The organism is Legionella taurinensis (assembly GCF_900452865.1).
Taxonomy (GTDB): Bacteria; Pseudomonadota; Gammaproteobacteria; order Legionellales; family Legionellaceae; genus Legionella_C; species Legionella_C taurinensis.
In genome coordinates, this window is the sequence record NZ_UGOZ01000001.1 from 139715 (window position 1) to 164723 (window position 25009).

Here is a 25009-nt window from a genome sequence, read left to right on the forward strand (position 1 = left end):
CGGGTGAAAAGGCGGGTTATCCCGCCTTTTTTGTCAGTGCGCTTCATCCCAGTTCAGGCCCACACCCACAGAGACCTGCAAAGGCACGGAAAGTTGTACGACATTTTCCATTAACGACGGGATAGTTTGCCGGCAAAGTTCAACGGCTTCTTCGCGCACTTCAAACACCAATTCATCATGAACCTGCATGATCATGCGGGCTAACGGTTCTTTTTGCTGATTTTGCCAATCGGCTACCGCCAGCATGGCTTTTTTAATGATGTCGGCGGCGGTGCCCTGCATGGGGGCATTGATGGCCGCCCGCTCGGCGGCTTTCTGACGCATGATGTTGCGCGTATTAATTTCCGGCAGATGCAGACGGCGGCCAAATAAAGTTTCTACATAGCCGGATTGATGAGCTTGTCTGCGGGTGCGTTCCATGTAATCCAGGACCCCGGGATAACGTTTAAAATACGTTTCCATGTAATATTGGGCATCCTGACGTTCAATGCCTAATTGCTTGGCAAGGCCAAAAGCGGACATGCCATAAATCAGGCCGAAATTAATTGCTTTGGCACGGCGGCGATGCTCCTGAGTAATGTCGTTGAGGCTGACCTGAAAAATTTCGCTGGCCGTTGCCGCATGAATATCCCATCCCTGTGCGAAGGCTTTAAGCAAATTGGGATCCTGCGACAAATGCGCCATGATACGCAACTCAATCTGAGAATAGTCAGCCGCCATGATGCGGTGATGAGGCGGAGCAATAAACGCTTTGCGGATAAGACGTCCTTCTTCACTGCGAATGGGGATATTCTGCAGATTGGGCTCACTGGACGACAGACGTCCAGTGGCGGCCACCGCCTGATTGTAACAGGTATGGACACGGTGGGTACGTGCGTTAATGCGTTTCGGCAGGGCATCAATGTAGGTTGAGACCAGTTTGCTTAACCCGCGGTACTCAAGAATAACGGCGGGTAATCGGTAATCAAAAGCCAGCTCCTGCAGAACCGATTCGGCCGTGGATGGTTGGCCTGTGGGGGTTTTGGTAAACACCGGTAGTTTCAATTCATCAAACAGAATTTCCTGCAACTGTTTGGGGGAGTTTAAATTAAAAGGCCGTCCCGCCAGTTGCACCGCTTCCATTTCCAGCGCAACCATGCGTTCTTTCAGGCGTTGCCCATGACGGGTAAGCGCGTTTTCATCGATAAGCACCCCGTGGTTTTCAATTTCAGCAAGCACGGTGACTAACGGCATTTCAATGTCGTTTAAGACTTGTTTAAGCGATTCGTCCAGTTGGGGGTAAAGGCTGTGATGCAGTTTCAGCGCAATGTCCGCTTCTTCGGCGGCATAGGGCGCTGCCAGGGCAACCGGGATCTGGTCAAAGGGCAATTGTTTACTACCCTTGCCGGCAATTTCCTCAAGGTGGATGGTCTTGTGGCCTAAGTATTTCAATGAGAGCGATTCAATGTCGTGGCTACTGCTGCTGCTGTTTAAAACATAGGATTCCAGCATGGTGTCAAAGGCGAGACCGCGAAGGGTAATGCCGTGGTTTTTAAGAATGCAGTAATCGTATTTGAGGTTTTTGCCAATTTTGCCAATGCCCGGGTTTTCTAAAACCGGTTTTAGGGCATTTAAGACTAAATCCGCCGGCAGTTGCTCGTTCTGATTCGCATGGCCGATTGGAATATAGGCCGCGCCTTGCGAATCCGTAGCCAGCGCAATCCCAACGAGTTGGCCATCCATCGGTTCAAACTGAGCGGTTTTGGTATCTAAGCTGAACTGGCTGCAGCCATTGAGTTGGGTAACCCACTCGTCAAGACCGGCTGGGGTGGTAATCAGGGTATAGTGAATGACGGACGGTTCTTCTTCAAGGATATCCATTTGCAATTGCTGCTGGGGTTCTTTGCTGCTCAGTAATTCTTTAAGCCAACCTTTAAATTCAAGCTCGCGAACCAGGTCGATGAGCGACTGTTGTTCGGCTGCCTGAATGGCCAATTCATCAAGGGTCATTGGCAATTCAACGTCGGTTTTGATGGTGACTAAGCGCTTGGAAAGCGGCAATTGCTGCAGGGCTTCCCGCAGATTTTCCCCGATTTTACCGCTGATGGCATGCGCATTGGCGACCAGGTTATCGAGCGTTTGATACTGCTCCAGCCATTTAGCGGCTGTTTTAGGGCCGCATTTGTTCACGCCGGGTATATTATCGACGCTGTCGCCAATTAAAGTCAGGTAATCGATGATTTGTTCCGGTTTGACGCCAAATTTCTGATAAACCCCATGGCTGTCTAATAATTGATTGGTCATGGTGTTAATGAGGGTTACCTGCGGATTGACCAGCTGGGCCATGTCCTTGTCGCCGGTGGAAATAATGACTTGACGGCCTTTGGCCGCGGCCAGTACGGCGAGGGTGCCGATGACATCGTCCGCTTCTACCCCGTCGACAATGAGCAAGGGCAAGCCCATGGCTTTTAACAAGGCCAGCAGGGGCTCAAACTGACAGCTTAAATCATCGGGCATGGGGGCGCGGTGTGCCTTGTATTCCGGGTACCAGTCATCGCGGAACGTTTTGCCTTTGGCATCAAAGATAACCGCCAAATCCTGCGGTTTATAATCCTTGATTAAACGCTTGACCATGTTGGCCACACCATAAATGGCCCCCGTGGGTTTTCCTTTGGAATTGGTTAAGGGCGGCAACGCATGGAAAGCACGAAAAAAATAAGATGAACCGTCAACCAGAATTAAAGGGGATGTCATTATTCACTCGCTTCATATTGAGCTAAACGCTCACTCAATTCATTGACTTTCTCGCTTAAGGCTTTTAAGTTTTTCCGCATCAGTGGAATACGCGTCACGGAAAGTTCCTGCTCAATGGCTTTATCGCGTGGACGTGCCGGATTGCCCAGATAAATATTGCCTTCCAGCAAATGTTTTTTAGGTGGAACACCCGCGCGCGCGGCTAAAATGACCCCGTCATCGATGCGCACGTGATCGCTGACCCCGACATTGGCAGCGAAAATGACATGGTTGCCACTGGTGGTACTGCCGGCGATGCCTGTGAACGCACAGAGGATATTGTGCTGCCCCAGTTTAACGGAATGCGCAACCTGAACCAGGTTATCAATTTTCGTTCCTGCCCCAATGACCGTAGAGCCCAGTGTGGCTCTGTCAATCACTGTATTGGCACCCACTTCCACATCGTCTTCGATGACCACATTGCCAAGGTGGGGCATTTTGAGGTGTTGTCCATCAACAAAAGTATAGCCGAATCCATCCGAACCGATGACGGTGGCTGCATGAATGCACACACGCTGGCCAAGATGGCAACCATCATAAACGGTGACGTTGGGATGCAGGGTGGTACCGGCGCCGATTGTTACTTTTTCGCCAATGTGGACATGGCCTTTCAGGATGCATTCATCGCCAATCACGGTCTGCGCGCCGATCACCACGTAAGGGCCGATGTAGACGTTTTTACCAATGATGGCATCGGGTGCAATCACAGCGGTAGGATGAATCCCGGGCGCTGGCTGCGGCTGCGGGTAGAAGTGGTTGAGTAACTCGATAAAGGCTTTAATCGGGTTTTTAACCTGGATAACGGGTTTGACGTCGCTGGTGACTGACAAATTCACCAGAATGGCGGCCGCGTCCGATTGCTCGGCAATCTTCAAATTGTCAGTCCCGTCAGCAAAAACCAGCGAGCCGGCAAGAATATTATCAATGGGAGATATGCACTGGACAAGTAATTGTTCATCCCCTACCACCGTACCCTGTACCCGATTTGCAATTTCAACTAAAGATGCCTTCATCAACGAACCTATATAAACCATGCAAAATAGCACGATTATACCGCGATGCGGGATTAGTTGCGAATCATGTTTTATCGCCGGGTCATGGCCGCAGTGATGACACCTCTAAGACGCGCTTCTGAGCAGCAGGGCAGCGTTGGCTCCACCAAAAGCAAAATGTTGCGACAAGGCGATGTCCACCGGCTGTTTGCGGGCCTGATTGGCGACATAGTCCAGATCACAGGCAGGATCCGGTTCGCTGAGATTAATGGTCGGCAGCAGCAGGTCCTCTTTTAAACTCAACGTGGTGGCTATGATTTCCATGGCGCCGGCTGCACCAATGGGATGGCCGGTCATGGCTTTTTGTGCTGTAACGGGTATATCGTAAGCCCGCTCGCCGAACAGGCGCTTGATGGTTTTTGTTTCGGTGATGTCGTTGAGTTCAGTGCCTGTGCCATGGGCATTGATGTATTGCACGTCATTGATGCTGAGACGAGCATCATCAAGAGCCGCCTGGATGGCACGAATCTGACCTTCAGAATCGGGTGCGGTGACATGATACGCGTCGCAACTGGCGCCAAAACCAATGATTTCGCCCCAAATGGCCGCACCCCGTGCGCGGGCGTGCTGATATTCTTCGAGGATGAGAATTCCCGCGCCATCAGCCATCACCATGCCGCTGCGATTTTTATCGAAGGGTCGGCAGGCCAGAGCGGGATTCTCATTCTGGGTTGACATCACCCGCAATTTGCACCAGGCTGCCATGATGGTTTCCCACAACAGGGATTCCGTTCCACCGCAGAGCGCGACGCTTAACCTTCCTTCGGCTATTTGCTGGTAGGCATTGCCAATGGCTTCCGCAGACGAAACACAGGCATTGGAAATGGTGGAGTTGGGACCGCCTAAACCAAAGGCAATGGCAATGTGATTGGCTACGGAATTCGGCATGCCGCGGATGACGCTCAGCGGAGGGATTTTTTTCCACCCTTCATTAAAAAACGCCTGATAAGCGGATTCCAGTTCAGGCGTGCCGCCTAAGCTTGTGCCAATGTAGGTGCCGGCTTTTGCCAATTCAGCCTTGCTTAAACCGGCACGCTCAATGGCGTGATGGCTGCAATAAAGGGCGTATTGAGTTGCTCGCGGGTAGCGCTTGCTTTTATCGAATTCCGGAAGATGAGCCAAGGAAAAATCATGGATTTCGCCGGCAATCTGAGTGGGGTAGGGGCTGGGGTCATAATTTTGAATGCGCTTTATCCCGCATTGGCCTTTAACCGCTGCCGCCCAAAATTTGTCTAATCCGTTACCGATGGACGACACGATCTCCATGCCAGTGATCACCACGCGCTTTTTCATTCCATACCCTCAGGGCTTTCCGTAAGCAATAAAAGGCAATACTAAAGGGGGGCAAGAAAACCTGTCAAGCGAATTGACAATTCTTTCGCGGGGGTTAAGCGGCACGGCGCAGGCCGTTGTTTTATAACCGTTATTGCTGGCTGCGAGCCATACTCGATACCAGCATGATTCGTAAGGAATCAATCGGTATAAACCAGTAGTCGTGTTCATAAAGGACGCTGAAGCCATGGCGAAGATACAGATCAAGTGCGCCACGATTGGTGGTTTCAACATCCAGCTCCTGCCGGTCTTTACCCTGGGTTAAGGCATGATTGATGCAATACGCGAGCAATTCGCTGCCGAGACCCTGGCGTTGATAAGCGGGGAGAATCGCAATGTCGGAAAACAAGGCATGGGTTTCCTGCCAGCGGATATGGGCCTTCCCAACAGGCTTTCCGTCCAGCAGGGCCACAAAAATGCTGTAATCAGTGTCATCGAGCAGGGTAATGAATCGCGATGGCACGCTCATCTGTCCCTCTTTGAAGCAGGCATCGTCAATGGCACACAGTGTCTCGACGTCGTTAAATTCAGCTTTTCTGACAGTCAGGCGGGGTTGATTAAGCAGAATAGGCTTATACCCATTGCGCTGCATGTGGTATTCAGTTTGCTGATAGCTAAAACCTGAATTGGCAAGCCAGGACGCGTTCAGGTTGGACGGCATGGAAAAAATGACAAAATCCATCTGTTTGGCGGTTAACAGGGGAAGGATAGTTTCCAGCAACAAACGGGATAATCCTTGGCGGCGGTGAGAGGGCGCCACCAGCAAACTGATTTCACAGGCATTGGAATAGAAAAAATAAACGCTTAAAAAAGCAACCAGTCTGTCTTTTTCATAGTAGAGCACGTTGCTTTCCGTGTCTCTTTTCTGTGTGAGAATATGCCGGTAAAAAGCCGGCAATCCGCCATCTGCCTGCCTGCACACGTCAAGCAATTGATCAAAGTCTTTGAGTTGTTGTCCAGTGATGTGACGGTTGCAAATTAACATGGGAATCTTTGTTAAAATAAAATAATTATTGCACAAGTTTGGATCTTTTTGTGACGCACCTGCACAATGCCGCGTAACAAACGCGGTCACTCTTTTCATAAGGTCTGGTAAATTAACACATTGTTATTCGAATGTATCGTCATTGGCTGCTTTTTGCGCGGAAGACGTTTTGGAGAACCAGTAGCGGTAAGCGACCGGTAATAGAATAAGCAATCCCAGACAAAGCAGGGGTAACAAGATGTGTGGGTGAAAAATGATCGTCAGATCCGGTGTTTTATTGCGGGCGAATAAATAATTTAAACTGCTGCCGACGCTTGCGTAAATGAGGGTGCCGGGAAGAATGCCAAGAAAGGTGGCGGCAATGTAAGTTTTGACTGGCACATTCAGTAAGGCAGGCACAATATTAACCAACCAGAACGGAAACAACGGGATGATGCGCAAAACCAGCAGGTAGGTGAAGGCGTTTTTTTGAAATCCCTGACGCATTACAGCCAGCTTGCCGCCGGCTTTTTTATTCATTAAATCCATAAAAGCAAAACGCACGGCAAAATAAAGCAGCACGGCGCCGGCGGTGGCGCTGAAAGCGACATAAATGCTGCCTAAGACCGTCCCGAACAACAGCCCTCCCGTTAAGGTGAGTAATAAGGCGCCCGGGATTGAAATGGCGACGGTAACGATGTAGGTCAGCATAAACAGCGCCGTCACCAGAACATAATGGGACGAGGCCCAGCGTTTCAGCGTCTGATGATGGTGTTGTAACTGCTCAAAATTCAAATAGTGATGCAACCCCAGGCTGAAAAACAAGCCTGCGGCAACAAGAAGCAGAAGCAGGGGCGACAAGCGGTACAGCCAGGTTTTAATGCTTGAATAAGTAGAGGTATTGCCCATAGCCCTCCTTTTCCATGTCCTGTTTTGGAATAAAACGCAGCGCGGCTGAATTCATACAGTAACGTAAGCCGGTCGGTTGCGGTCCATCGTCAAACACATGCCCTAAATGGGAATCGCCGTACCGGGAACGCACCTCAGTGCGTTGAAAAAATAACCAGGAGCGCTCTTTCGTTAAGACCACGGTCTCTGAGGAAATGGGTTTGGTGAAACTCGGCCACCCTGTTCCTGAATCGTATTGGTCGGTGGAACTGAATAATGGTTCACCGGAAACCACATCCACATAAATCCCTTCAGCCTTGTTATTCCAGTAGGCGTTATCAAATGCTTTTTCAGTCGCGTTCTCCTGAGTCACCTGGTATTGCAGAGGGGTTAATTGCTTAAGACGGCTGGCTTTGTCGAAAGACGGCGCCGCCAGAGCGACACTGGTTGCAAGCAGAAGTAGCAGCAGCGGTTTAATGGTTGACATTGTTCCATACCTCATCAATACGCGCATCGCGACCGCAGCGGTAACGGTAATAGTTATAGCGCCAGTTATGTTTCTGGTAATAATTCTGGTGGTAATCTTCCGCTGCGTAAAACTGAGTGGACGGGACTACTTCGGTGTACACGGTTTTGAATCGTTTTTCCATGGCCTTTTTACTGGCCAAGGCAATTTGTTTCTGTTCCTCATTTAAATAAAAAATGGCACTGCGGTATTGTCGGCCATGGTCGCAGAACTGACCATCTTTGGTCGTAGGATCAATATGCCGCCAGAAAAAATCGACCAGCTGCCTGTAACTCACCACATCGGGATTGTACATGACTCTCACCGCTTCGGCATATCCCGTACCGCCCGCAGACACCTGCTTGTAGGTCGGATCCTTGCTGGTGCCGCCGTCAAAGCCGGCCACGGTACCCAGCACCCCCTTCACCTTGTCGAAATCAGCCTCCACACACCAGAAACAGCCACCGGCAAAGATGGCTTCTTCCACCTTGGCATAGGCTGAATTAAAAATAAGCATCAACGCACACACGAACCCTTTGACCATGAGAGCCTCTTTGCATACTTTATACAACAAGTCTAGCAGTTTTAAGGCAAGGGATTGGACTGGGAGCGAAAGTGAGCGTCTGCACGTGCAAACTGCATCAGGCGAATGACGGCAGTCAGGCAAACCAGGGCAGTGAAAACCGCCGCTAAGCCATTGAACCAGTGCGGCAGCAGCACCATGGCAATAAAAAAGCAGAATGCTTCGGCTCTTTCCATTAGCCCAGGGCTGTAATGGAAGCTTTTATGAGACTCATTCTGGCTAAAAATACCCACCACCAGAAAGCTGGTGATGCACAAGAGCATGCTGCTCAACATCAGAATAATGGCGAGGGCGCGTTCTGGATTGACCCAGTAAAGCGCGAAAACCACCGCGAACTCCACCAGCCGATCCATCATGATATCCAGTACCGAGCCCATCGGCGACGACTGGTGCTGATGACGGGCCAGCGATCCGTCCAACGTATCGCAATAGCCGGAAAGCAGCAACAGCGCAATCGCCAGGGTGTTATAACCCTGGCAAAGTGCAGGGATAAAGGCTAAGCCAAAGCAACCGGACAGCCAGGTGATGGTCTGCGGTGTGATGCGTTGATTTAAAGTCCGGACCAGGGGGTCAACGAGAATTTTCTGGTAATGATGGCGCAGTGTCTGTTCGAGCATCGAATCCTCCTTGGCCAGAATGAATACCGTAGTGTAATTAAAATGGAAAGGAAAATACACATGACTAATGGTTAGTCAACCTGTACAATGTTGGTTTTTTTTGTGTCGAATCATGTGGGAAAAACAAAATTCATTAACCCATGCCTGGAATCCCAACCAGCAGGACAACTGGAAGGCCTTGAAACAGGAAGCCATTGCCAGAGCAAAGACTCTTTTCACAAAAGGGAAACCGCCCTTTATGACTCTGTACCGTTTTCTTGCCGATGCCAGGCATCAAATCGCGGTTACCCTGCAGCAGGAGTCGCTTGAATACCTGGGTATTCTGCGCGATGAGCACTGCGAATACATTGATACCCCGATCACCCTGCTTTACCCGGAGACGGGACGTTATGCCAGTTTTTTCCCCTGCCTGGCGAATCGTTATCAGCAATTAAGCCAATGCCTCCCTTTGAATCAGGAAAGCGTGGGTCTTGCTTACCTTCTGTTAGGCGCGAAACAGGAGCAGAATATCAAGGCCGTTAGCTATTTAAACCTGGAGCATGAGGGTCTGCAATTGACCTGCGTTTACACCATCACCGGATTTGAAGGACAAAAACCCATTGCCTGGTATGGTCTTGTGCATACACCGCGAACGCAATTGAAGGCCATTTTTGCACGGTTAGAGGACCTCTACCAGCAGCTTGATGCGAACCACTCGGAGGGCAATGGCAGGGTGTTAAAGGAAATCATCTGGTATTTAGCCCATGCCATGCCCTGCGTCCGCGGCAGTGCAGCTATTCTTGAAATGATGATTCACCTGCTCGCTGAAACATTCGCCATTGCGTTTGATTACCCGGAACGCGCAGTCCCCATCGATTTAATTGCCTTGTTTACGGTTTCACCCGAGGCCTTCGATGCCGGTTTTCATTTAACGCCCATGGCCGATTTAAAAAAAGAGTTGCGCCAGATCATTCGGGATGGCGAAAACAGTCCTTTCTTTTGCAGCCAGAATCCAGCTCTGACCGCGGCCAGAAAATTATTGAACTGGATTAATGGTGCGTCAGATTCATTCACCCCGAAAGAAATCGCCTACATGAACACCCCCGGGTCGCTGTTAAATGAGCGGGTGAGGCATTACCAGCTAAACGGCAGCCTACCGCCGTTCACCGCATCCAATGATACCGCCCTGGTATGTCAGGGGCCTTAAGCCGGCGTCCTGCCCGTCCGCTGCCAAAGGATAATTGCAAGGGTCACGGACGCAAGCAGGCTTAAATAGACGCCGGGCATGATGAGAAGGCCGGTGTAATGCACCAGGGTGGTGGCCACGAATGCACTGGTTCCTCCAAACAGGGCATTGGCCAGATTGTACGTTAGCGACAGGCCGGTGTAGCGCAGGGCGGGCGGGAATAAGGCCATCAGCACCGCGGGGATAACGGCATAACTTAAAGTCACCATCACCGCAAAAAGAATCTGGGAAATGACAATGGCAGTGGTTGTTGTATGGCCAAGCCAGTAATACAGCGGTGCAGACAACAGCATGAACGCCAGTGCACCCATCATCAACACCCGATAGCGACCAATTTTATCCGCGGCATGACCGATGATCGGACAGCAGACGATGATAACAGCCAGGGTCAGGGTGTTAATGGTCAGCGTGTGGGGCAATTGAATGTGGTAAAAATGATGCAGGTAAGTCGCCAAGTAGAGGAAAGACAAATAAAAACCGGTCGACGGCAGCATCACGAGCCCAATGGCCTGGATCATGGTGGTGAGATGATTCTTAAACAAATGGGCAAACGTAACCCCCCGTGCCTTTTTGTCAGCCAGCAGTTCGGCAAACACCGGGGATTCCGGCATGTGATGCCGCAGATACAGGCCAATTACCCCAAGAAGCAGACTGAACAGAAAGGGAACCCGCCAGGCCCAGGGGGCGGTAAAGTAATCGGTCACGGCTGCGGTGGCTGAGCCCAGCAGCAAACCGCAAAACGCCGAGGCCATGGCCAGCGACCCATAATACGTGCCTTTATCCTGAGGCGCATGTTCCAGTAGGTAAACAATGGAGCCGGTGAATTCACCGCCTACCGCGAGGCCTTGCAGAAGCCGGCAGACGATTAACAGTAAGGGGGCTGCCAGGCCGATTTGCTGATAATCCGGCAGCAGTCCGATGAGGGTGGTGGGAATGGCCATCAGCAGAATGGCTGACGACAGAGCCGTTTTTCGCCCGTAATTATCGCCGATGTAGCCAAAAATGACCGCGCCCAGCGGCCGCATGATAAAGCCGACAGCGAAGACGGCGTAGGTGGTCAATAACGCCAGCGTGGCGTTATCATTGGGAAAAAACAAGGGGGTGATTGTTGCGGCAAAATAGCCGTAGAGCGCAAAATCATACCATTCCAGAATATTGCCAAGCAGTCCGGGTAACACAATGCGATGCAGGGAAAGCGGTTTGTTCATGGTGTTTGGCGGCAAGAATCATTATAGTATGATGCTGGTATTTCTCCTTGCGGGTCAATAAGAAAAAACATGTCGAAGGCTTTAATCTGGTTTCGAAGCGATTTACGCTGCCGTGATAACCCTGCCCTGGTCAAGGCTTGCCAGCATGACAATCTCCTGCCTCTGTATCTTTTGGATGAAGAAAGCACGGGTTTAGGCGCTGCGCAGCACTGGTGGCTTCACCATAGTCTTGCCGCGCTGCAAAAGCAATTGCAACACCAGGGATTAACCCTGCATCTTCGCCGTGGTAATCCACTGCCCCTGCTTCAACAACTGATCCGTGATTTCCAGATTGATCATGTTTACTGGAATCGCTGCTACGAACCAGCGGCCATCGAACGCGATCGCGCCATTAAGGCGGCCCTGCAAGCCATGGGCGTTCATGTTGAAAGCACGAATGGCAGTCTGTTTAACGAGCCCTGGACCGTAAAAACGCAAAGCGGCGGGTATTTTAAAGTCTTCACGCCGTATTGGAAGCAAAGCTTAAAACAAATCACCCTGCCTGCGCCGGTTAGCATTAACCGCTGGCCAAAGCCAGTGGCTGGGGTGAGCACGGAGTCGCTTCAAGCCTGGCAATTGCTGCCTTCAAAACCCAATTGGGCATCGGCGTTTGGCGATTTCTGGCAGCCGGGCGAGGAAGGCGCCCTGAAAAAACTGGAACTGTTCATTGATCAGGGTTTGCGGGGATACAAAGAAAGGCGCAATCAGCCTGCGCTCACTCAGTCGACTTCAAGGCTTTCACCGCACCTCCATTTCGGTGAAATAAGTCCCTGGCAAATTGGCCGGGCCATTGAGCAGGCACTTCAGGATCCCGTCTGCGATGGGCAATCGGCTGACCATTTCCTGTCTGAATTGGGTTGGCGGGAATTTTCCTATCATCTGCTCTACCATTATCCTGAGTTGCCTGAGCGCAATTTCAAAAGCGAGTTCGATGCTTTTGTCTGGGAAAATGATCAAAGCCGGTTAAAGGCCTGGCAACAGGGGAAAACCGGCTATCCCATTGTTGATGCCGGTATGAGGGAGTTATGGCAGACGGGGTATATGCATAATCGGGTGCGCATGATTGCTGCGTCCTTCCTCACCAAGCATTTACTCATTGACTGGCGTTTGGGCGCATCCTGGTTCTGGAGTACGCTGCTGGATGCCGATTTGGCCAATAATTCAGCGAGTTGGCAATGGGTGGCAGGCAGCGGCGCTGATGCGGCGCCTTATTTTCGTATTTTTAACCCGGTGCTGCAGGGGGAGAAATTCGATGCGGAGGGGGGATACGTGCGCCGCTGGTTGCCGGAGTTAAGCGGCCTTGATAACCGGTGGATTCATCAACCCTGGAATGCGCCGGCTTTGAAACGGCCAAACGATTACCCTGCCCCGCTGGTGGAGCATAACGCGGCACGGGTTCTGGCTCTTGCCCGCTATCGCCAGTTGAAAGCTTAACTGATAATAAAAAACAGCACAAAAATCAGCGTCAGGAGAATGACCCAGGCATTGATTTTCTGTCGGGTGATTAATTTCAGCACCGTATAAAAAATAATACCGCTGCCTATGCCATCGGCAATAGACGCTGTGAACGGAATCATCATGATGGTCAGCATGCAGGGGGCGGTCTCGGTGAGATCAGACAGCGTGAGTTCATTGACATGTTTCATCATGCAGCAGGCGACGTACAGCAGGGCAGGACCTACCGCGTAGCTTGGAATCATCTGTGCGAGAGGAAAGAAAAACAACATCAAAAGAAAACCAACGGCGATGACCATGGCGGTCAGCCCCGTCCGCCCGCCGCTTTCAATGCCGGCGGCGGATTCAATGTAAGGGGAGGTGCTCGCGGAACCCAACACCCCAGCCAGTGTTGAAGCTGCCGCATCGGCGGTTAAGCTGCGGCTTAAGCGTTGCGGGTAATCCTTTTCCTGTTTAAACAGCGATTGATTCAGTAAGCCAACCAGGGTACCTGTCGCATCAAACACCGCAATGAGAAAAAAGGTAAAAGTCGCTTTGATGGCGGCGATGGATGAAAGGCCCGAAAAATCAAGCGCCAGGAAAGTCGCCTGCATGGAGGGTGGCAAAGCCACAATACCCTGCCAACGCGTTAATCCGACGAGCAGGCTTAAGAGGCTGATGCCCAGAATGCTGATGATAATGGCCGCCGGGACTTTATAATAATCGAGAATGAGAATCAGCAGAAAGCCAAGAAAGAAAAGCAGGCTTTCCAGGCGGGTGATGTCACCGAGTCGCATCATGGTGTGTTCATCACTGACAATGATCTGGCTGCTCTTTAAGGCAATGAGCGCAATGAGCAGGCTGATGCCGATGAGGATGGCGATCTGCAGGTTTTGCGGAATCGCTTCAAGCAGCAGGCGCCGGAGGGGCGTCAGGCTGACAATAAAAAACAACAGACCGGAAATAAACACCATGGCCAGCGCATGCGGCCAGTCAATGCCCATACTGAGCACCACGCTGTAGGTGAAATAGATGTTTAATGCCATGCCGGGGGCCACGCCAATGGGGGTGTTGGCCCACCAGCCAGTGAGTGCGCAGGCAAAGGCGGTAACCAGGCAGGTGGCAGTGAATACAGCGCCCTGATCCATGCCGGCTTCATGCAGAATGGCTGGATTGACAAAGGCAATGTACACCATGGTCAGAAAGGTGGTTATACCGGCAATGACTTCGGTGACGACCGAAACCGAAGCAACATCCTTTTTGGCTTTTTCCATGGTTTAAGGGTACTTGGAGTAAAACGCAATCGTACACAAGGAACAGAGGACTTGGCAATGTCAGATGTGGAGATTTAATACGCTGAAAACAATTTCAATGGTAATTAACACAATAATAATCACTTCCAGACCATGGGAGTGGCGATTCTCCAGGTAACTGTTAAACATATCAAAAATTTCGTTTAAGGTATCCAGACGATGATTTAAGGCATTAACCCGCCGTTGAATATGAAGATAGCGTTCCAGCATGGTGTAATATTCTTCAAGGGTCGGGTGCTGCCAGAAATACTTGGGATGGTAGAGGAAATTACTGATTAGATTCATTTCAGTAATAGTTCCTAAAATTTCGCCAATCACCTGCCTTATCTGATTGCGGGTAATCCGCATCTGGCCTTTGTTGGAAATGCTTTGGATCATGGGAGTGTATTTTTCAATCAATGCTTCAATGACCGTTTCAAAATACTGCAATTTGACCGATTGCGAAAACCCATAGGAAAGGCTGAGCTTGAGTTCCTCGTTGTCGCCTTCGATGATTAGGCAATCCACATCAAAAAAATCGTGTGGCTCAATGGCGGTTCGGTCGCCGATTTGATAGCTGAACTCATCACGCACGCGGAAGGGCACTGGCTTGTCGACAAAGAGTTTAATGGTATCGAGGTAATTGCGGATGCGATGGCGTTTAATTCCCCAGGAAACCACGGTCCCGTTTTTAAAGACAAACAGGGTGTAGGTATTGGAGTCCATGGGACTGAGCCTTAACACATCGCGGGAACGAACGGATGAATAACCCACCAGGGCTGTTTTAAAATGATGATCCAGACGCGTCAGATCAATGGTATTACCGATACAATAACTTAGGCATTCCATAATAAGGTCTCAAAATGGCAACGGTACCCGTGATCCATGCGATCACGGGCTTGCCTGCAAGTATACCGCAAAAGCGTCTAAACTACTCGGTCTCCACCGTTTCTCTGCCGGAATACGCTTTTTTGCGATCAGTAGCGCCGCTTAGCCATTGCGGACAAACTTCAAGAATTTCAGCAATTTTGTCCAATTGCTCCGGAGAAGGCAGCAAGTGACCAAAGAGCATGGCATTGGCCAAATGGCGGGTTACCCCGAACACTTTGGCTACTGCCTTGGTTTTTTCTGTTATATCTTCTGGAAAATCCAACAACGCCAATTCACGATTGAAACGTTGTGAGAATACTTTATTATTCATTCTTCACTCCATGAAATCGTTCTGCAGCGTCATTAAGACGCTACCCACTCACCTGTCAATCCTTGATACAGGGTTAATCTGTTATAACTTATTTTTTTTAAGAGGCAAAGTGTTTTTGCCTGAAGGCGGCAATTTTTTCACTATTATCCAAGATGTTGTGTCGCTTGACGGGTTAATCCAGCAATTGCATCACGTGATTGGAGTATTCAATGCCATCCAGGTAGGCGGAAATGAAACTGTCCTGTGGAAAATTGAAATCCCTCAGTTTTTCAAACTCGCCGCGTTCATAAAATTCCACGGTTGACAGAATCTGCCCTATGCCACCTTTGCGATGCAGCAGGGCTTTATTTAACTCTTCGCTCAACGAAATTTTGGCAAGCAGGGTGGGCATGGGTTCATTCAAAATCGCGTCTAAAGTTGACAACATACCCACCGTGTAGGCCTGATGCGGTGCGGCAATCCCCGTTTGCCGGGCAAGCGATTGACACATTTTGGCACGAATTAAGGTTTGTTCGAGCACGCTATGGGCGACATCATCAAGACTTGAAACCAGTAACAGACTAATCCAATCGCGGATTTGAATAAGCCCCAGTTGTTGAATGGCGTCCAGCAGGCTGTCAATCTTTTTTCCTGCGTACAGGGCAGCGGAATTGGCCAGTCTTAAAATGCGGTAGCTTAATTTGGGAATCTGCAGAATAATTTCTTCCACACGTTCCATGTGAATGTCGGGATTATGCAGTTCGGTAAGCAGGCGCAACAGATGGGTTTTGTTTTCCGAAATTTTTTCACCACGGATTAAATCGGGGCGGTTGAAAAAATAACCCTGGAAGAGATGAAAGCCCAATTCCTGGCAGCGGGTAAAATGCTGCCTGGTTTCAATTTTTTCAGCAAGCAGCTTGCCTTTGAATTTTAAATTTTTTAACAGCGTCAGCTGGTCAATGACCTCCGCTTCCGATAAATTCAACACATCAATTTTGATGACATCCGCAATGGCGATTAAAGGCAGCAACTCGTCTTTATAGACAAAATCATCGAGTGCAAATTTATACCCACGTTTGGCCAGCGAGAGAACAACCCCGATCAATTCTTCATCCACAAAGGTGTCTTCGAGAATTTCAATGACGATTTTATTGCTGGGCAATAATTTGGGGATTTGTTCAATCAGGTGTTTACGTGTGAAATTAATGTAGGCAGGGTAACTGCCAATAATCAATTCCAGGTCAAGGTGAGCGAATAAATGCGAAATGACAAAGGAGGTTGCTTTATCGCCTTCCAGGGAATTGGCCGTGCTGATATTGGCGTGTAGGCTGTCGCCATCACGATACAGCAATTCATAAGCGCATACCGTGCCGGAACCATTAAAAATCTCTTGTCGCGCAAATAAAGTTCCCAGAACTGGCTCCATCAATTTTTCTCTACCGCGTCTAAGCTAAGTATAATCGACAAATAAAGACTTTTTATCGGTTTCCAACAAAAAGATTCCATGCCGCCGGGAATTAATTTTCCCGGCTGTAAAAATTCAAATCCAGTTCCCGGGCTGCCCGCACATCATCAAGGCGTTTAACCGGCATGGTATGTGGTGCGTTTCGTACAAGTTCCGGGTTTTTCTGTGCCTCATCGCGAATAGCCTGCATTGCCGCAATAAAACTGTCGAGTTCAGCACGGCATTCGGTTTCGGTGGGTTCAATCAACAGGCATTCCGGCACCAGAAGTGGGAAATAGGTTGTTGGTGCGTGAAAGCCGTAATCAAGCAGTCGTTTGGCCAGGTCCATGGCGGTAATGCCAAAATTTTTCTTTTCCTGATTTAAGGTTAAGATGAATTCATGGCTCGCGCGCCGCCCTGGATAGGCTGCCTGAAATCCGGCTTTGGTTAATGACGCCAGCAAGTAATTGGCATTCAGGGTCGCCAGTTCAGCCACTTCCGACAGGCCTTCCTTACCCAATATGCGGGTATAGAAATAAGCGCGCAGCAAAATACCAGCATTGCCCATGAAGGTGGAGAGGCGGCCGATGCTTTGCGGGTAGTCGGCACGCGTCGCCCAGCGGTATTGATCCTGCTCTTTCATAACAATCGGCAGAGGCAAATAGGGCAATAGGCGCTTGCCGACCGCGACAGGACCTGCACCCGGCCCGCCGCCGCCATGCGGCGTTGCGAATGTTTTATGCAGGTTTAAGTGCATGACATCAAAGCCCATATCGCCCGGGCGTACCTTGCCAAGAATGGCATTAAGATTAGCGCCATCGTAGTACAATAATCCGCCGGCCTGGTGGATGATTGCCGCAATGTCTTTAATCTGGCGCATGAACAAGCCGAGCGTCGACGGGTTGGTTAACATAATTCCGGCGGTGCGCGGACCGACCTTGCTTTTCAACACCTCCAGATCGATGTCGCCGTCTTTGGATGTTTCAATTTCCACCACTTTAAAACCGCACATTGCCGCGGAAGCGGGGTTTGTGCCATGGGCGGCTTCAGGAATGAGTATTTCATCTCTTGCCGTATCGCCGCGCGATTGATGGTAGGCTTTAATCATCGCCACCCCGGCAAATTCCCCCTGCGATCCGGCCATTGGGGTTAAGGATACCCCAGGCATGCCGGTGATTTCGGCAATATAGGATTGCAGCTCATGGAGCGCCTGTAAAAATCCCTGGCTGTTTTCTGCCGGCGCCAACGGATGGCGATCGTTAAACCCAGGTAGGGTTGCGGCCTTGTGAACCCCGCGTGGATTGTATTTCATGGTACAGGACCCAAGCGGATAGAAATGGGTATCGATGGAAAAATTTTTCTGCGACAGGCGCGTGTAGTGCCTGACCACCTGCAATTCAGAGCAGGAGGGGAAGCGGGGCAAGTGTTTACGTAAAAACCGGGCCGGGATATCCTGAGCCGGTTGCTGTGGTCCAGGGGCCTGCGCGGTGGCTTGCCGATTCGTTTGCGAACGTTCAAAAATCAACATAATTTTCCCTCCGAATTCTGAATGATCGCCTTTAATTCGTCACGGTGCTTAACGGGCGTAAATTCAATGATTTCATAGTCAGCAATTTCAGCCAGATAATAAGGGTCCTGTTTTAACACGTCTTCCAGGTGTTCGCGGTTTTTCGTGGCGGCGATGATGATGCCGCCGGTGCGGGGCACCATGGGACCTGATGCCAGCAACAAGCCCTGTTTGTAGTGGTAGTCAAGGAACTCGCGATGCGCCTGCAGGTATTTGTCGACTTCGCTAATCGGTGTTTTATACGTCAATTGCACAATAAACATCAGCTGCCTCGCTTACTCAGGATTTGGGTTAACGCCTCTTCATACTGTTTGATTTCCTCGGGAGTACGCATTTCGGTGGCGCAGATTAACAGGGTGTCCTTTAACGCGGGATAATGGCTTGCGACGGGATAACCGCCGGCAATTCCCCGTGCGTAAAGCGCATGGAGCACGTCATCGATCGGCTGATTGAATTTCAACAGCACTTCATGGAAAAACGGTGCGGAGAAAACCCGTTCCACGCCGGGGATACGGCACAGGGAGGTGGCCAGTTCCCGGGTATTCTGATGACAACTTAATGCGACCTGATGAAGCCCCTCCGGACCAAGCAGGCTCATGTGAATGGTCGCTGCAGTAACCAGCAAGCCCTGATTGGTACAAATATTAGACATGGCCTTGCCGCGACGGATGTGCTGCTCGCGGGCCTGCAAGGTCAGGGTAAAGCCGGTTTTTCCATCCTTATCGACTGTTCTGCCGATGAGGCGTCCGGGCATTTGCCGCACGTAATCCATGCGGGTGCTGAAAAACCCAAAATAAGGTCCGCCAGAGGCCATGGGCGATCCCATGGGTTGGCCTTCGCCGCAGACGATGTCGACCCCTTTGCTTCCCCATTCGCCCGGTGATTTTAATAAGCCCAGAGACACCGGGTTGACGCAGGCAATGCTGATCACCTGATGCTCAGCAGCCCAATCGCACAGGCCATCCACTTCTTCAAGGCAACCAAAGAAATTGGGTTGGCTTATCACCAGGGCAGTGATGTCCTCGTTGCTGTACTTTTCTACAGCAGCAAGCGGCGTAATTCCCTGTTGGTCGTCAAAAGGCAGCGTAATCACTTCAATGTGCTGATTGCGAACCACCGTTTCCAGGGTTTCACGGTAAAGGGGATGAACCGTGCCGGCCACAAGAATACGGTTTGCTTTACTGCGTTTGTTAATGCGTACCGCCATAAGCACGGCTTCGGCCAGGGCTGTTGCCCCGTCATACATGGATGCGTTGGCGACATCCATGCCAGTCAATTCAGCAATCATGGTCTGGTATTCGTACAATAACTGCAGCGTTCCCTGACTGGCTTCGGCCTGGTAGGGCGTATATGCGGTTAAAAACTCGCCTCGCGAGGTAATGTCCCAGACGGCGGCGGGGATGTGATGTTCATAACAGCCCGCGCCGATAAAGCAGCAGGCATTGCTATTTTTAGAGGCCAGGTGGTGAGCCTGCCTCAGCATGGCCATCTCATTGAGCCCCGGAGGGATATTTTTTAATTCTTGATAGCGGAGTTCAGCAGGGATTTCATCAAACAGGTTTTCAATACCGGCGTCGCCTATGGTGTTAAGCATCGCCTGAATGTCCTCTTGCGTATGCGGAGTGTAAGGCATGTTAATGATCCTCTGCTATCTCTTGCTGATATTGTTCGGCATTGAGCAGGTTCTCCAGCTCGGCCGGATTACTGGCTTTCATTTTGACCAGCCAGCCTGCGCCGTAAGGATCGGAATTCACAAGGGCAGGATTGCTGTTCACTTCCTCATTCACGGCGATGACTGTCCCGCTTAAGGGGGCATAGAAATCCGAAGCGGCTTTCACTGATTCCACCACGCCGAGCTCATCGCCGGCGCTGACTACATCCCCTACTTCGGGTAATTCCACAAACACCATGTCGCCCAGCAGCTGTTGGGCATGATCGGTAATGCCCACAATCATTTCCCCGTTATTTTGTTTCAACCACTCGTGGGTTTGGGTAAATTTTAAATCGTTCATTCTTCTTCCTTTTTTTAATACAAGCCTTGCCCATGACCTCAGACTGGTTTGCCCTGCTTGATAAAGCGGGGTTTGGTGACCTGGGCGGGAATCAGTTTGCCGCGGATATCCACCATGACCTCTTCGCCGGTTTCGACAGGAACACGGGCTAAGGCAATGGACTGTGCCAGTGTGGGGGAATACGTGCCGCTGGTGATGACGCCGTCGGTATGGCCAGGGACGACCACCCGTTGGCCTGGGCGCATAATGCCTTTGTCGTTAAGGATAAGGCCAATCATTTTGCGCTTAAGTCCCTGTCGTTTTTGGGATAACAAGGCTCCCAGGCCGATAAAATCGCGGTCTTCAGGTTGCCATTTAATGGTCCAGGCAAGGCCAGATTCCAGCGGGGTTGTGGTTTCATCCATGTCCTGACCGTAAAGCAACATCCCGGCTTCGAGTCTTAAGGTATCGCGTGACGCGAGGCCGCAGGGTTTGACGCCGGCCTTCAGTAAGTCATCCCAGAGTTGGCCGATTTGTCGGGCTGGAAGGACGATTTCCAGGCCGTCTTCACCGGTATAGCCGGTTCGGGCAAAAAAATAATCATCGACATCCACGCATTCAAAGCCGGTTAAGGTAGAGATGGCATCAATTTGCGCAGGCGTTAATACACTCAAGGCCCTGGTAATGGCGTTGGGACCCTGCACGGCCAGCATGGCCAGTTCAGGACGCTCGAGCAGGCCGACGGAAAAGCCGCTGCTTTTTTCCCGAATCCATTTTAAATCATGGTCGCGGGTGGCTGAGTTTAAAATAAGACGGTAATTATCGGACGTGCGTTGATAGACAATGAGATCGTCAATGATTCCCCCATGCTCATTGCACATGCAGCTGTAAAGCGCACGGCCGGTGTGCTGCAATTGGTCCACGTCATTGGTGAGCAGTCTACGTAAAAATTGCCGTCCACCCGCACCAAGCACGTCCACGATGGTCATGTGAGACACATCGAACATGCCGGCGTCATTGCGTACCGCGTGATGCTCGTCAAGTTGCGAGCCATAATGCAGCGGCATGTCCCAACCATGAAAATCAACCATTCTGGCGCCTAAAGACAGGTGCGCGGCGTGCAGCGGTGTCTTTGCGATCATAGTGACTCCTTCCTTTTCTCGCACGGGGTGCGAATGATTATACTCAGTTCAGTTTTGGTAACAAGAGGTACAGCCAATGAACATGGACAGGGAAAAGACCCTTTTTCCCTGTTGCAGCATGACCAACAGCCCTTAAATCTAGTATAGCCAAGCCAATTGGCTATTGTTTGCCGAATAATTCAGCGGCGCGACGTCTGACTTCGTCTTCAGAAAGGTCTTCGACATGCGTGGCGACATACCAGGTGTGGCCGAATGGATCTTTAAACGCGCCGCTGCGATCGCCGTAGAATTGATCGGCTGCTTCACGGCAGAGCGTGGCGCCGGCCTTGATGGCCTCGCCCAGGGTGGCATCCACGTTATGGACATAGACATGAATCCCGACAGGGGAGCCGCCGTAATTGTCCGGCGCATGAATTTCCATCTCCGGGCATTCATCAGCCAGCATGATCTTAGAGTCGCCGATTTTAAGTTCGGCATGGCCGACCTTGCCATCGGGATTATCCAAACGCATCACTTCCACCGCGCCCAAAACCTGCTTGTAAAAATCAATGGCCTGGCTGGCATCGTCGACAATGAGGTAGGGGGTAATGGTGCTGTATCCTTCCGGTGCAGCAGATACTTGATTAGTCATAGTTCTCTCCGTGATATCTATTTATGTCAGGTAAAGCAGGGATGACAGAATGCGATTACTTGGCCTAAAATTAAACACAAGGTATGCGATTGACAGCGATCATGTTTAATCCAAATCAATTCATCATGGTTTTAATTTGTGCCTTACTATTATGGCTGGTGAATGGCTACGTTGTCATTGCTCCCTTGATCAATTTATTATTCAACATGTTTCTTTTGGCCCTGCTGGTCCTGTACATCATGCAGTTTCTAGGGGTAATCCGCGATTGGTTGCCTGCCCCCAGGCTCTTTAAATAGCGGATTGACAGGCTGGCCGCGACATCCCTGCGCTGTTTTTAAGCAGCTTTTTCATTCAGTCTCTGGAGGCCATGGAATATTTTCTGTAAGCCCTCTACACTGATTATAAAAGAAAAAAAAGGAGAGGGATATGTACAGAGGATGGAGTCTGGCCTTGCTCATGGCGATGAGCCCATTGGCTTTAGCCGAGAGTGATTTAGGACAAAAAACGTACGAGGCTGCCTGTCAGAACTGCCATGCGCCGAATCTTGCAGGCGGTGTTAAAGCCCCCGCTGCCTTTGATGAGAAGGCCTGGAGCACTGTTTTTGAACGTGCGGCCGTCAAAGCGAAAGAAAACCCGTCTCAATTTAAAACCCCGATGGATTACCTGCTTTACAATGTCAAAATTGGTAAAGGTTTAATGCATCACAACGGGTTATGCAATGAATCCGTAACCACGAACTGTTCTGATGAGGCGTTGACGCAAGCGATTGTGTACATGAGCAAAAAGCACTAATTGATTCGCTGAAGGGAGAAAGCCTGCATGACTGAAGAAATCAGCACGCGCTCATGGGGGAGCCGTCTTAAGGACGCACTGGTTGGTATTTTAATTGGTTTCGTGCTGATTGCGGCGGCCATTGCACTGTCTTTCTGGAATGAAAGGCACAGCCTGCATACCGCCCAGTCGCTTGAGCAGGCGCAAAAAGTACTGGTTTCCGTGCCCAATGCTCCCATTGATGAAAAAAATAACATGAAAGTCGTCTATTTAAGTGGCGAGGCGATAACCAACGACAAACTGACCGATGGGGTTCTTGATATTACCGTGACAGCGATAGGTCTCAACCGCCAGGTGGAGATGTACCAATGGCAGGAAAAAACAGAAACCCGTACCGAGTCGCAGATGGGCGGTTCGGAACGAACAATCAAGACCTATTCCTATAATAAAACCTGGTCAGACAGTGTCATTGACAGCAGTCGTTTTAAAGAACCGCAGGGGCATCAAAACCCGTCGTCCATGCCCATTTCATCGCAGCAGCAGTATGCCAAAGAGGTCAAGGTAGGGGATTTTTCACTGCCTCCCTCGTTGATTACGCAAATTGACGTCAGCAAGCCCATTGATTTAAACCAGGTGAATGCCGATGCCCTGAAAAACCAGTACAACAAGCCTGTCCATATCAGCGGTGACCAGCTTTACCTGGGACAGGATCCACAAAATCCCCAGCCCGGCGATTTGCGCATTAATCTCAATGCGGTTTACCCGCAGACAGTCAGTATTGTGGCTCAACAAACGGGCAACACGCTGCAGGGCTATCTGGCTCCTGCCGGTGAAACCGTGTTGTTGCTGGAAACCGGACAGCAATCGCCTGAGCAGATGTTTAAGCAGGCGCAATCAGAAAACACCATGCTGGCCTGGATTCTTCGCGGTGTTACACTGCTCATGTTGATTGGTGGGTTTTCGCTGATTTTAAATCCGCTGGTGGTTTTAGCGGATGTGTTGCCGTTTCTGGGGACTCTGGTTGGTTTTGGTACGGGTTTTGTCGCCTTCCTGCTGGGGCTTTCGGTGTGGATTCTCGTCACAGCCATCGCCTGGTTTGCGACCCGGCCCTGGCTGTCGGTGGGTTTGATTGCATTGCTGGTGGTCGGTGGTTTCTTACTCATTAAAGCACGTGCCAAAAAAGCGGCCGTTGTGCCCGCACCCTCTCCCGAGGGGTCGCAGGCGCCATAATTAAGGAAAACAATGGGTGTGTTTGGACATGCGGTTCTTGATCTGATCTGGTTGCTTTTCCTGTTGAGTATGCTCTTTTATTTCTGGCAGGAAAGGCGACACCTGAAGAAGAGCCTTCAATGGCCGCAAACGACTGGTCATATAACGCAGTTTAACTGGACAAAAGAAGGGCATCAGTTGTGGCCAAAAATCACCTATGCCTATTGGGTAAACGAACAGGAATACATTGGGGACGCCCTGCTGTTGAAAAGTGCACACACCACGTTCTCCAGTGCGCATGCCCGCAAAGTCGCCTATCGGGCAGCAATGGCATTCGAGCGTAACGAAGCCGTCGAGGTCTATTACAATCCAGAGGCTCCCGAGCAGGCTGTTCTTGACATCAAGATGCCGAAGAAATTGAATGTTATCATTCTGCTGCTGCTGTTTTTTATTGCACTCCATTTAACGATTGTGGGCTATCGCTGGCTGAACTAGCCTCCTCTTCCATGTCACACCGGCAGGCCGGCTTTTTAATTTTAGCCTGCAGGGTATTGATGGCTAAGCCTCGTATTCCCTGTCCTGAGGGAGCTTGACTGAAGGTGATGTTCACTTCCAGAGTCTGCTTCTGTTCATATTGGGGGTTTTTGTACACCACCAAAAGCGGCATCACAGCCTGCCATTGCTGGTCACTGATGGCTTTAACGGTGGGCGGAGACAAAGCCACTGCGCTGACAAAATAGGCATTTTTCTGCACGGCTTCCGGCAAGCCCGAGGCATTGAGTGCGGCACTGTACTGCGTCCATCCCTGAGCGCTGAAATATTTGGCAATGGCGCGCTGCTGATTCAAGTAATTTTTATGATCATAAGAGTAAGTGGCCACAATGGCTTCATTGGCCCAGACGGACAATTGCGTCTGGTCAGGTATAGCCTGCGACGTCAACGGCAATAACAGAAGTACGAACAGCCAGAACGGGGCGATACGCGGCATGATTTATCCTTAGCCTGAAGAATTTCATATGACTACGAGAGTATAGACAGGTTTTAAAAGCAAAAAAACCCCGGTAAAAATACCGGGGAAGTTACTGCGCTCAGAGAGCGCATTCCCGCAAAAGAGGGCAATGCGGGATGAGCATTCGGGGAAATGCTCACTGGGTTAGACACGG

The 25009-nt window shown here is 50.5% G+C and carries 26 protein-coding genes; 6 read left to right on the plus strand and 20 right to left on the minus strand.

All coding sequences use genetic code 11. The features are described from left to right. Positions 1-33: 33 nt before the first annotated feature. From polA to DYE45_RS00695, 8 genes are all read right to left on the minus strand, one after another. Complete coding sequence (gene polA / locus DYE45_RS00660) at positions 34-2733, minus strand: DNA polymerase I (protein WP_108291266.1); 2700 nt, start codon at positions 2731-2733, stop codon at positions 34-36. Beyond that, positions 2733-3785: a UDP-3-O-(3-hydroxymyristoyl)glucosamine N-acyltransferase gene (lpxD, locus tag DYE45_RS00665; RefSeq protein WP_108291268.1), complete on the minus strand. Its 1053-nt coding sequence runs from the start codon at positions 3783-3785 to the stop codon at positions 2733-2735. Before lpxD ends, polA begins: the two co-directional genes overlap by 1 nt. Positions 3786-3890: 105 nt before the next feature. Beyond that, positions 3891-5117, minus strand: coding sequence for a beta-ketoacyl-[acyl-carrier-protein] synthase family protein (locus tag DYE45_RS00670; RefSeq protein ID WP_108291270.1), 1227 nt, complete (start codon positions 5115-5117; stop codon positions 3891-3893). A gap of 130 nt (positions 5118-5247) precedes the next feature. After that, a complete protein-coding gene (locus DYE45_RS00675; protein ID WP_160160651.1) occupies positions 5248-6141 on the minus strand; it encodes a GNAT family N-acetyltransferase in 894 nt (297 codons plus the stop codon). 123 nt (positions 6142-6264) lie between these two features. Continuing rightward, positions 6265-7029, minus strand: a complete 765-nt coding sequence (locus DYE45_RS00680) for a TVP38/TMEM64 family protein (protein ID WP_242602669.1) — start codon at positions 7027-7029, stop codon at positions 6265-6267. Then, positions 6998-7495, minus strand: coding sequence for a peptide-methionine (R)-S-oxide reductase MsrB (gene msrB / locus DYE45_RS00685; RefSeq protein WP_108291274.1), 498 nt, complete (start codon positions 7493-7495; stop codon positions 6998-7000). The genes DYE45_RS00680 and msrB overlap by 32 nt, the downstream gene beginning before the upstream one ends. Continuing rightward, entirely contained in the window at positions 7482-8057 is a 576-nt protein-coding gene (msrA, locus tag DYE45_RS00690) for a peptide-methionine (S)-S-oxide reductase MsrA (protein ID WP_108291276.1), read from the minus strand. The genes msrB and msrA overlap by 14 nt, the downstream gene beginning before the upstream one ends. 41 nt (positions 8058-8098) lie before the next feature. Further along, positions 8099-8713 (minus strand): CDP-alcohol phosphatidyltransferase family protein, encoded by a 615-nt coding sequence (locus DYE45_RS00695; protein ID WP_115300256.1) that lies wholly within the window; start codon positions 8711-8713, stop codon positions 8099-8101. Positions 8714-8825: 112 nt separating this feature from the next. On the opposite strand from DYE45_RS00695, the gene DYE45_RS00700 reads away from it, so the two are divergent. Next, a complete protein-coding gene (locus DYE45_RS00700; RefSeq protein ID WP_160160652.1) occupies positions 8826-9899 on the plus strand; it encodes a hypothetical protein in 1074 nt (357 codons plus the stop codon). Here DYE45_RS00700 and DYE45_RS00705 read toward each other — a convergent pair. After that, entirely contained in the window at positions 9896-11146 is a 1251-nt protein-coding gene (locus DYE45_RS00705) for an MFS transporter (RefSeq protein ID WP_108291282.1), read from the minus strand. The two genes, DYE45_RS00700 and DYE45_RS00705, sit on opposite strands and share 4 nt — an antisense overlap. 69 nt (positions 11147-11215) lie before the next feature. On the opposite strand from DYE45_RS00705, the gene DYE45_RS00710 reads away from it, so the two are divergent. Beyond that, entirely contained in the window at positions 11216-12619 is a 1404-nt protein-coding gene (locus tag DYE45_RS00710; RefSeq protein ID WP_108291284.1) for a cryptochrome/photolyase family protein, read from the plus strand. On the opposite strand, the gene DYE45_RS00715 is transcribed toward DYE45_RS00710, so the two are convergent. The 10 genes from DYE45_RS00715 to DYE45_RS00760 form a co-directional block, all read right to left on the minus strand. After that, a complete protein-coding gene (locus tag DYE45_RS00715) occupies positions 12616-13893 on the minus strand; it encodes an NCS2 family permease (RefSeq protein ID WP_108291286.1) in 1278 nt (425 codons plus the stop codon). The two genes, DYE45_RS00710 and DYE45_RS00715, sit on opposite strands and share 4 nt — an antisense overlap. Positions 13894-13953: 60 nt before the next feature. After that, entirely contained in the window at positions 13954-14760 is an 807-nt protein-coding gene (locus DYE45_RS00720) for an RMD1 family protein (RefSeq protein WP_108291288.1), read from the minus strand. 82 nt (positions 14761-14842) lie between these two features. Continuing rightward, positions 14843-15112, minus strand: coding sequence for a hypothetical protein (locus tag DYE45_RS00725; protein ID WP_108291290.1), 270 nt, complete (start codon positions 15110-15112; stop codon positions 14843-14845). Between the two features lie 172 nt (positions 15113-15284). Beyond that, on the minus strand, positions 15285-16517 hold the full coding sequence (locus tag DYE45_RS00730; protein ID WP_108291292.1) for an EAL and HDOD domain-containing protein: 1233 nt from the start codon (positions 16515-16517) through the stop codon (positions 15285-15287). Between the two features lie 91 nt (positions 16518-16608). Continuing rightward, complete coding sequence (gene gcvPB / locus DYE45_RS00735) at positions 16609-18063, minus strand: aminomethyl-transferring glycine dehydrogenase subunit GcvPB (RefSeq protein ID WP_108291294.1); 1455 nt, start codon at positions 18061-18063, stop codon at positions 16609-16611. Further along, positions 18057-18365 (minus strand): YciI family protein, encoded by a 309-nt coding sequence (locus DYE45_RS00740; protein WP_108291296.1) that lies wholly within the window; start codon positions 18363-18365, stop codon positions 18057-18059. The genes gcvPB and DYE45_RS00740 overlap by 7 nt, the downstream gene beginning before the upstream one ends. Beyond that, positions 18365-19735 carry an aminomethyl-transferring glycine dehydrogenase subunit GcvPA gene (gene gcvPA, locus DYE45_RS00745; protein WP_108291298.1) on the minus strand — a complete coding sequence of 457 codons (1371 nt, stop codon included), beginning with the start codon at positions 19733-19735 and terminating at the stop codon, positions 18365-18367. The genes DYE45_RS00740 and gcvPA overlap by 1 nt, the downstream gene beginning before the upstream one ends. A 1-nt stretch (position 19736) precedes the next feature. Continuing rightward, positions 19737-20114, minus strand: coding sequence for a glycine cleavage system protein GcvH (gene gcvH, locus DYE45_RS00750; protein WP_108291300.1), 378 nt, complete (start codon positions 20112-20114; stop codon positions 19737-19739). Between the two features lie 38 nt (positions 20115-20152). Continuing rightward, positions 20153-21235 (minus strand): glycine cleavage system aminomethyltransferase GcvT, encoded by a 1083-nt coding sequence (gene gcvT, locus DYE45_RS00755; RefSeq protein WP_108291302.1) that lies wholly within the window; start codon positions 21233-21235, stop codon positions 20153-20155. Positions 21236-21395: 160 nt separating this feature from the next. Next, a complete protein-coding gene (locus DYE45_RS00760) occupies positions 21396-21866 on the minus strand; it encodes a VOC family protein (protein ID WP_108291304.1) in 471 nt (156 codons plus the stop codon). A gap of 101 nt (positions 21867-21967) precedes the next feature. Here DYE45_RS00760 and DYE45_RS00765 point away from each other — a divergent pair, with 101 nt between their 5' ends. The 4 genes from DYE45_RS00765 (at position 21968) to DYE45_RS00780 (ending at position 24341) form a co-directional block, all read left to right on the plus strand. Next, a complete protein-coding gene (locus tag DYE45_RS00765; RefSeq protein ID WP_058532760.1) occupies positions 21968-22162 on the plus strand; it encodes a hypothetical protein in 195 nt (64 codons plus the stop codon). A 130-nt stretch (positions 22163-22292) separates the two neighbouring features. Continuing rightward, positions 22293-22658, plus strand: a complete 366-nt coding sequence (locus tag DYE45_RS00770) for a c-type cytochrome (RefSeq protein WP_108291306.1) — start codon at positions 22293-22295, stop codon at positions 22656-22658. A gap of 27 nt (positions 22659-22685) precedes the next feature. Next, a complete protein-coding gene (locus DYE45_RS00775; RefSeq protein ID WP_108291308.1) occupies positions 22686-23867 on the plus strand; it encodes a TMEM43 family protein in 1182 nt (393 codons plus the stop codon). A gap of 12 nt (positions 23868-23879) precedes the next feature. Beyond that, positions 23880-24341: a DUF3592 domain-containing protein gene (locus tag DYE45_RS00780; RefSeq protein ID WP_108291310.1), complete on the plus strand. Its 462-nt coding sequence runs from the start codon at positions 23880-23882 to the stop codon at positions 24339-24341. On the opposite strand, the gene DYE45_RS00785 is transcribed toward DYE45_RS00780, so the two are convergent. Further along, on the minus strand, positions 24295-24834 hold the full coding sequence (locus tag DYE45_RS00785) for a DotI/IcmL family type IV secretion protein (RefSeq protein WP_115300257.1): 540 nt from the start codon (positions 24832-24834) through the stop codon (positions 24295-24297). The two genes, DYE45_RS00780 and DYE45_RS00785, sit on opposite strands and share 47 nt — an antisense overlap. Positions 24835-25009 lie beyond the last annotated feature (175 nt).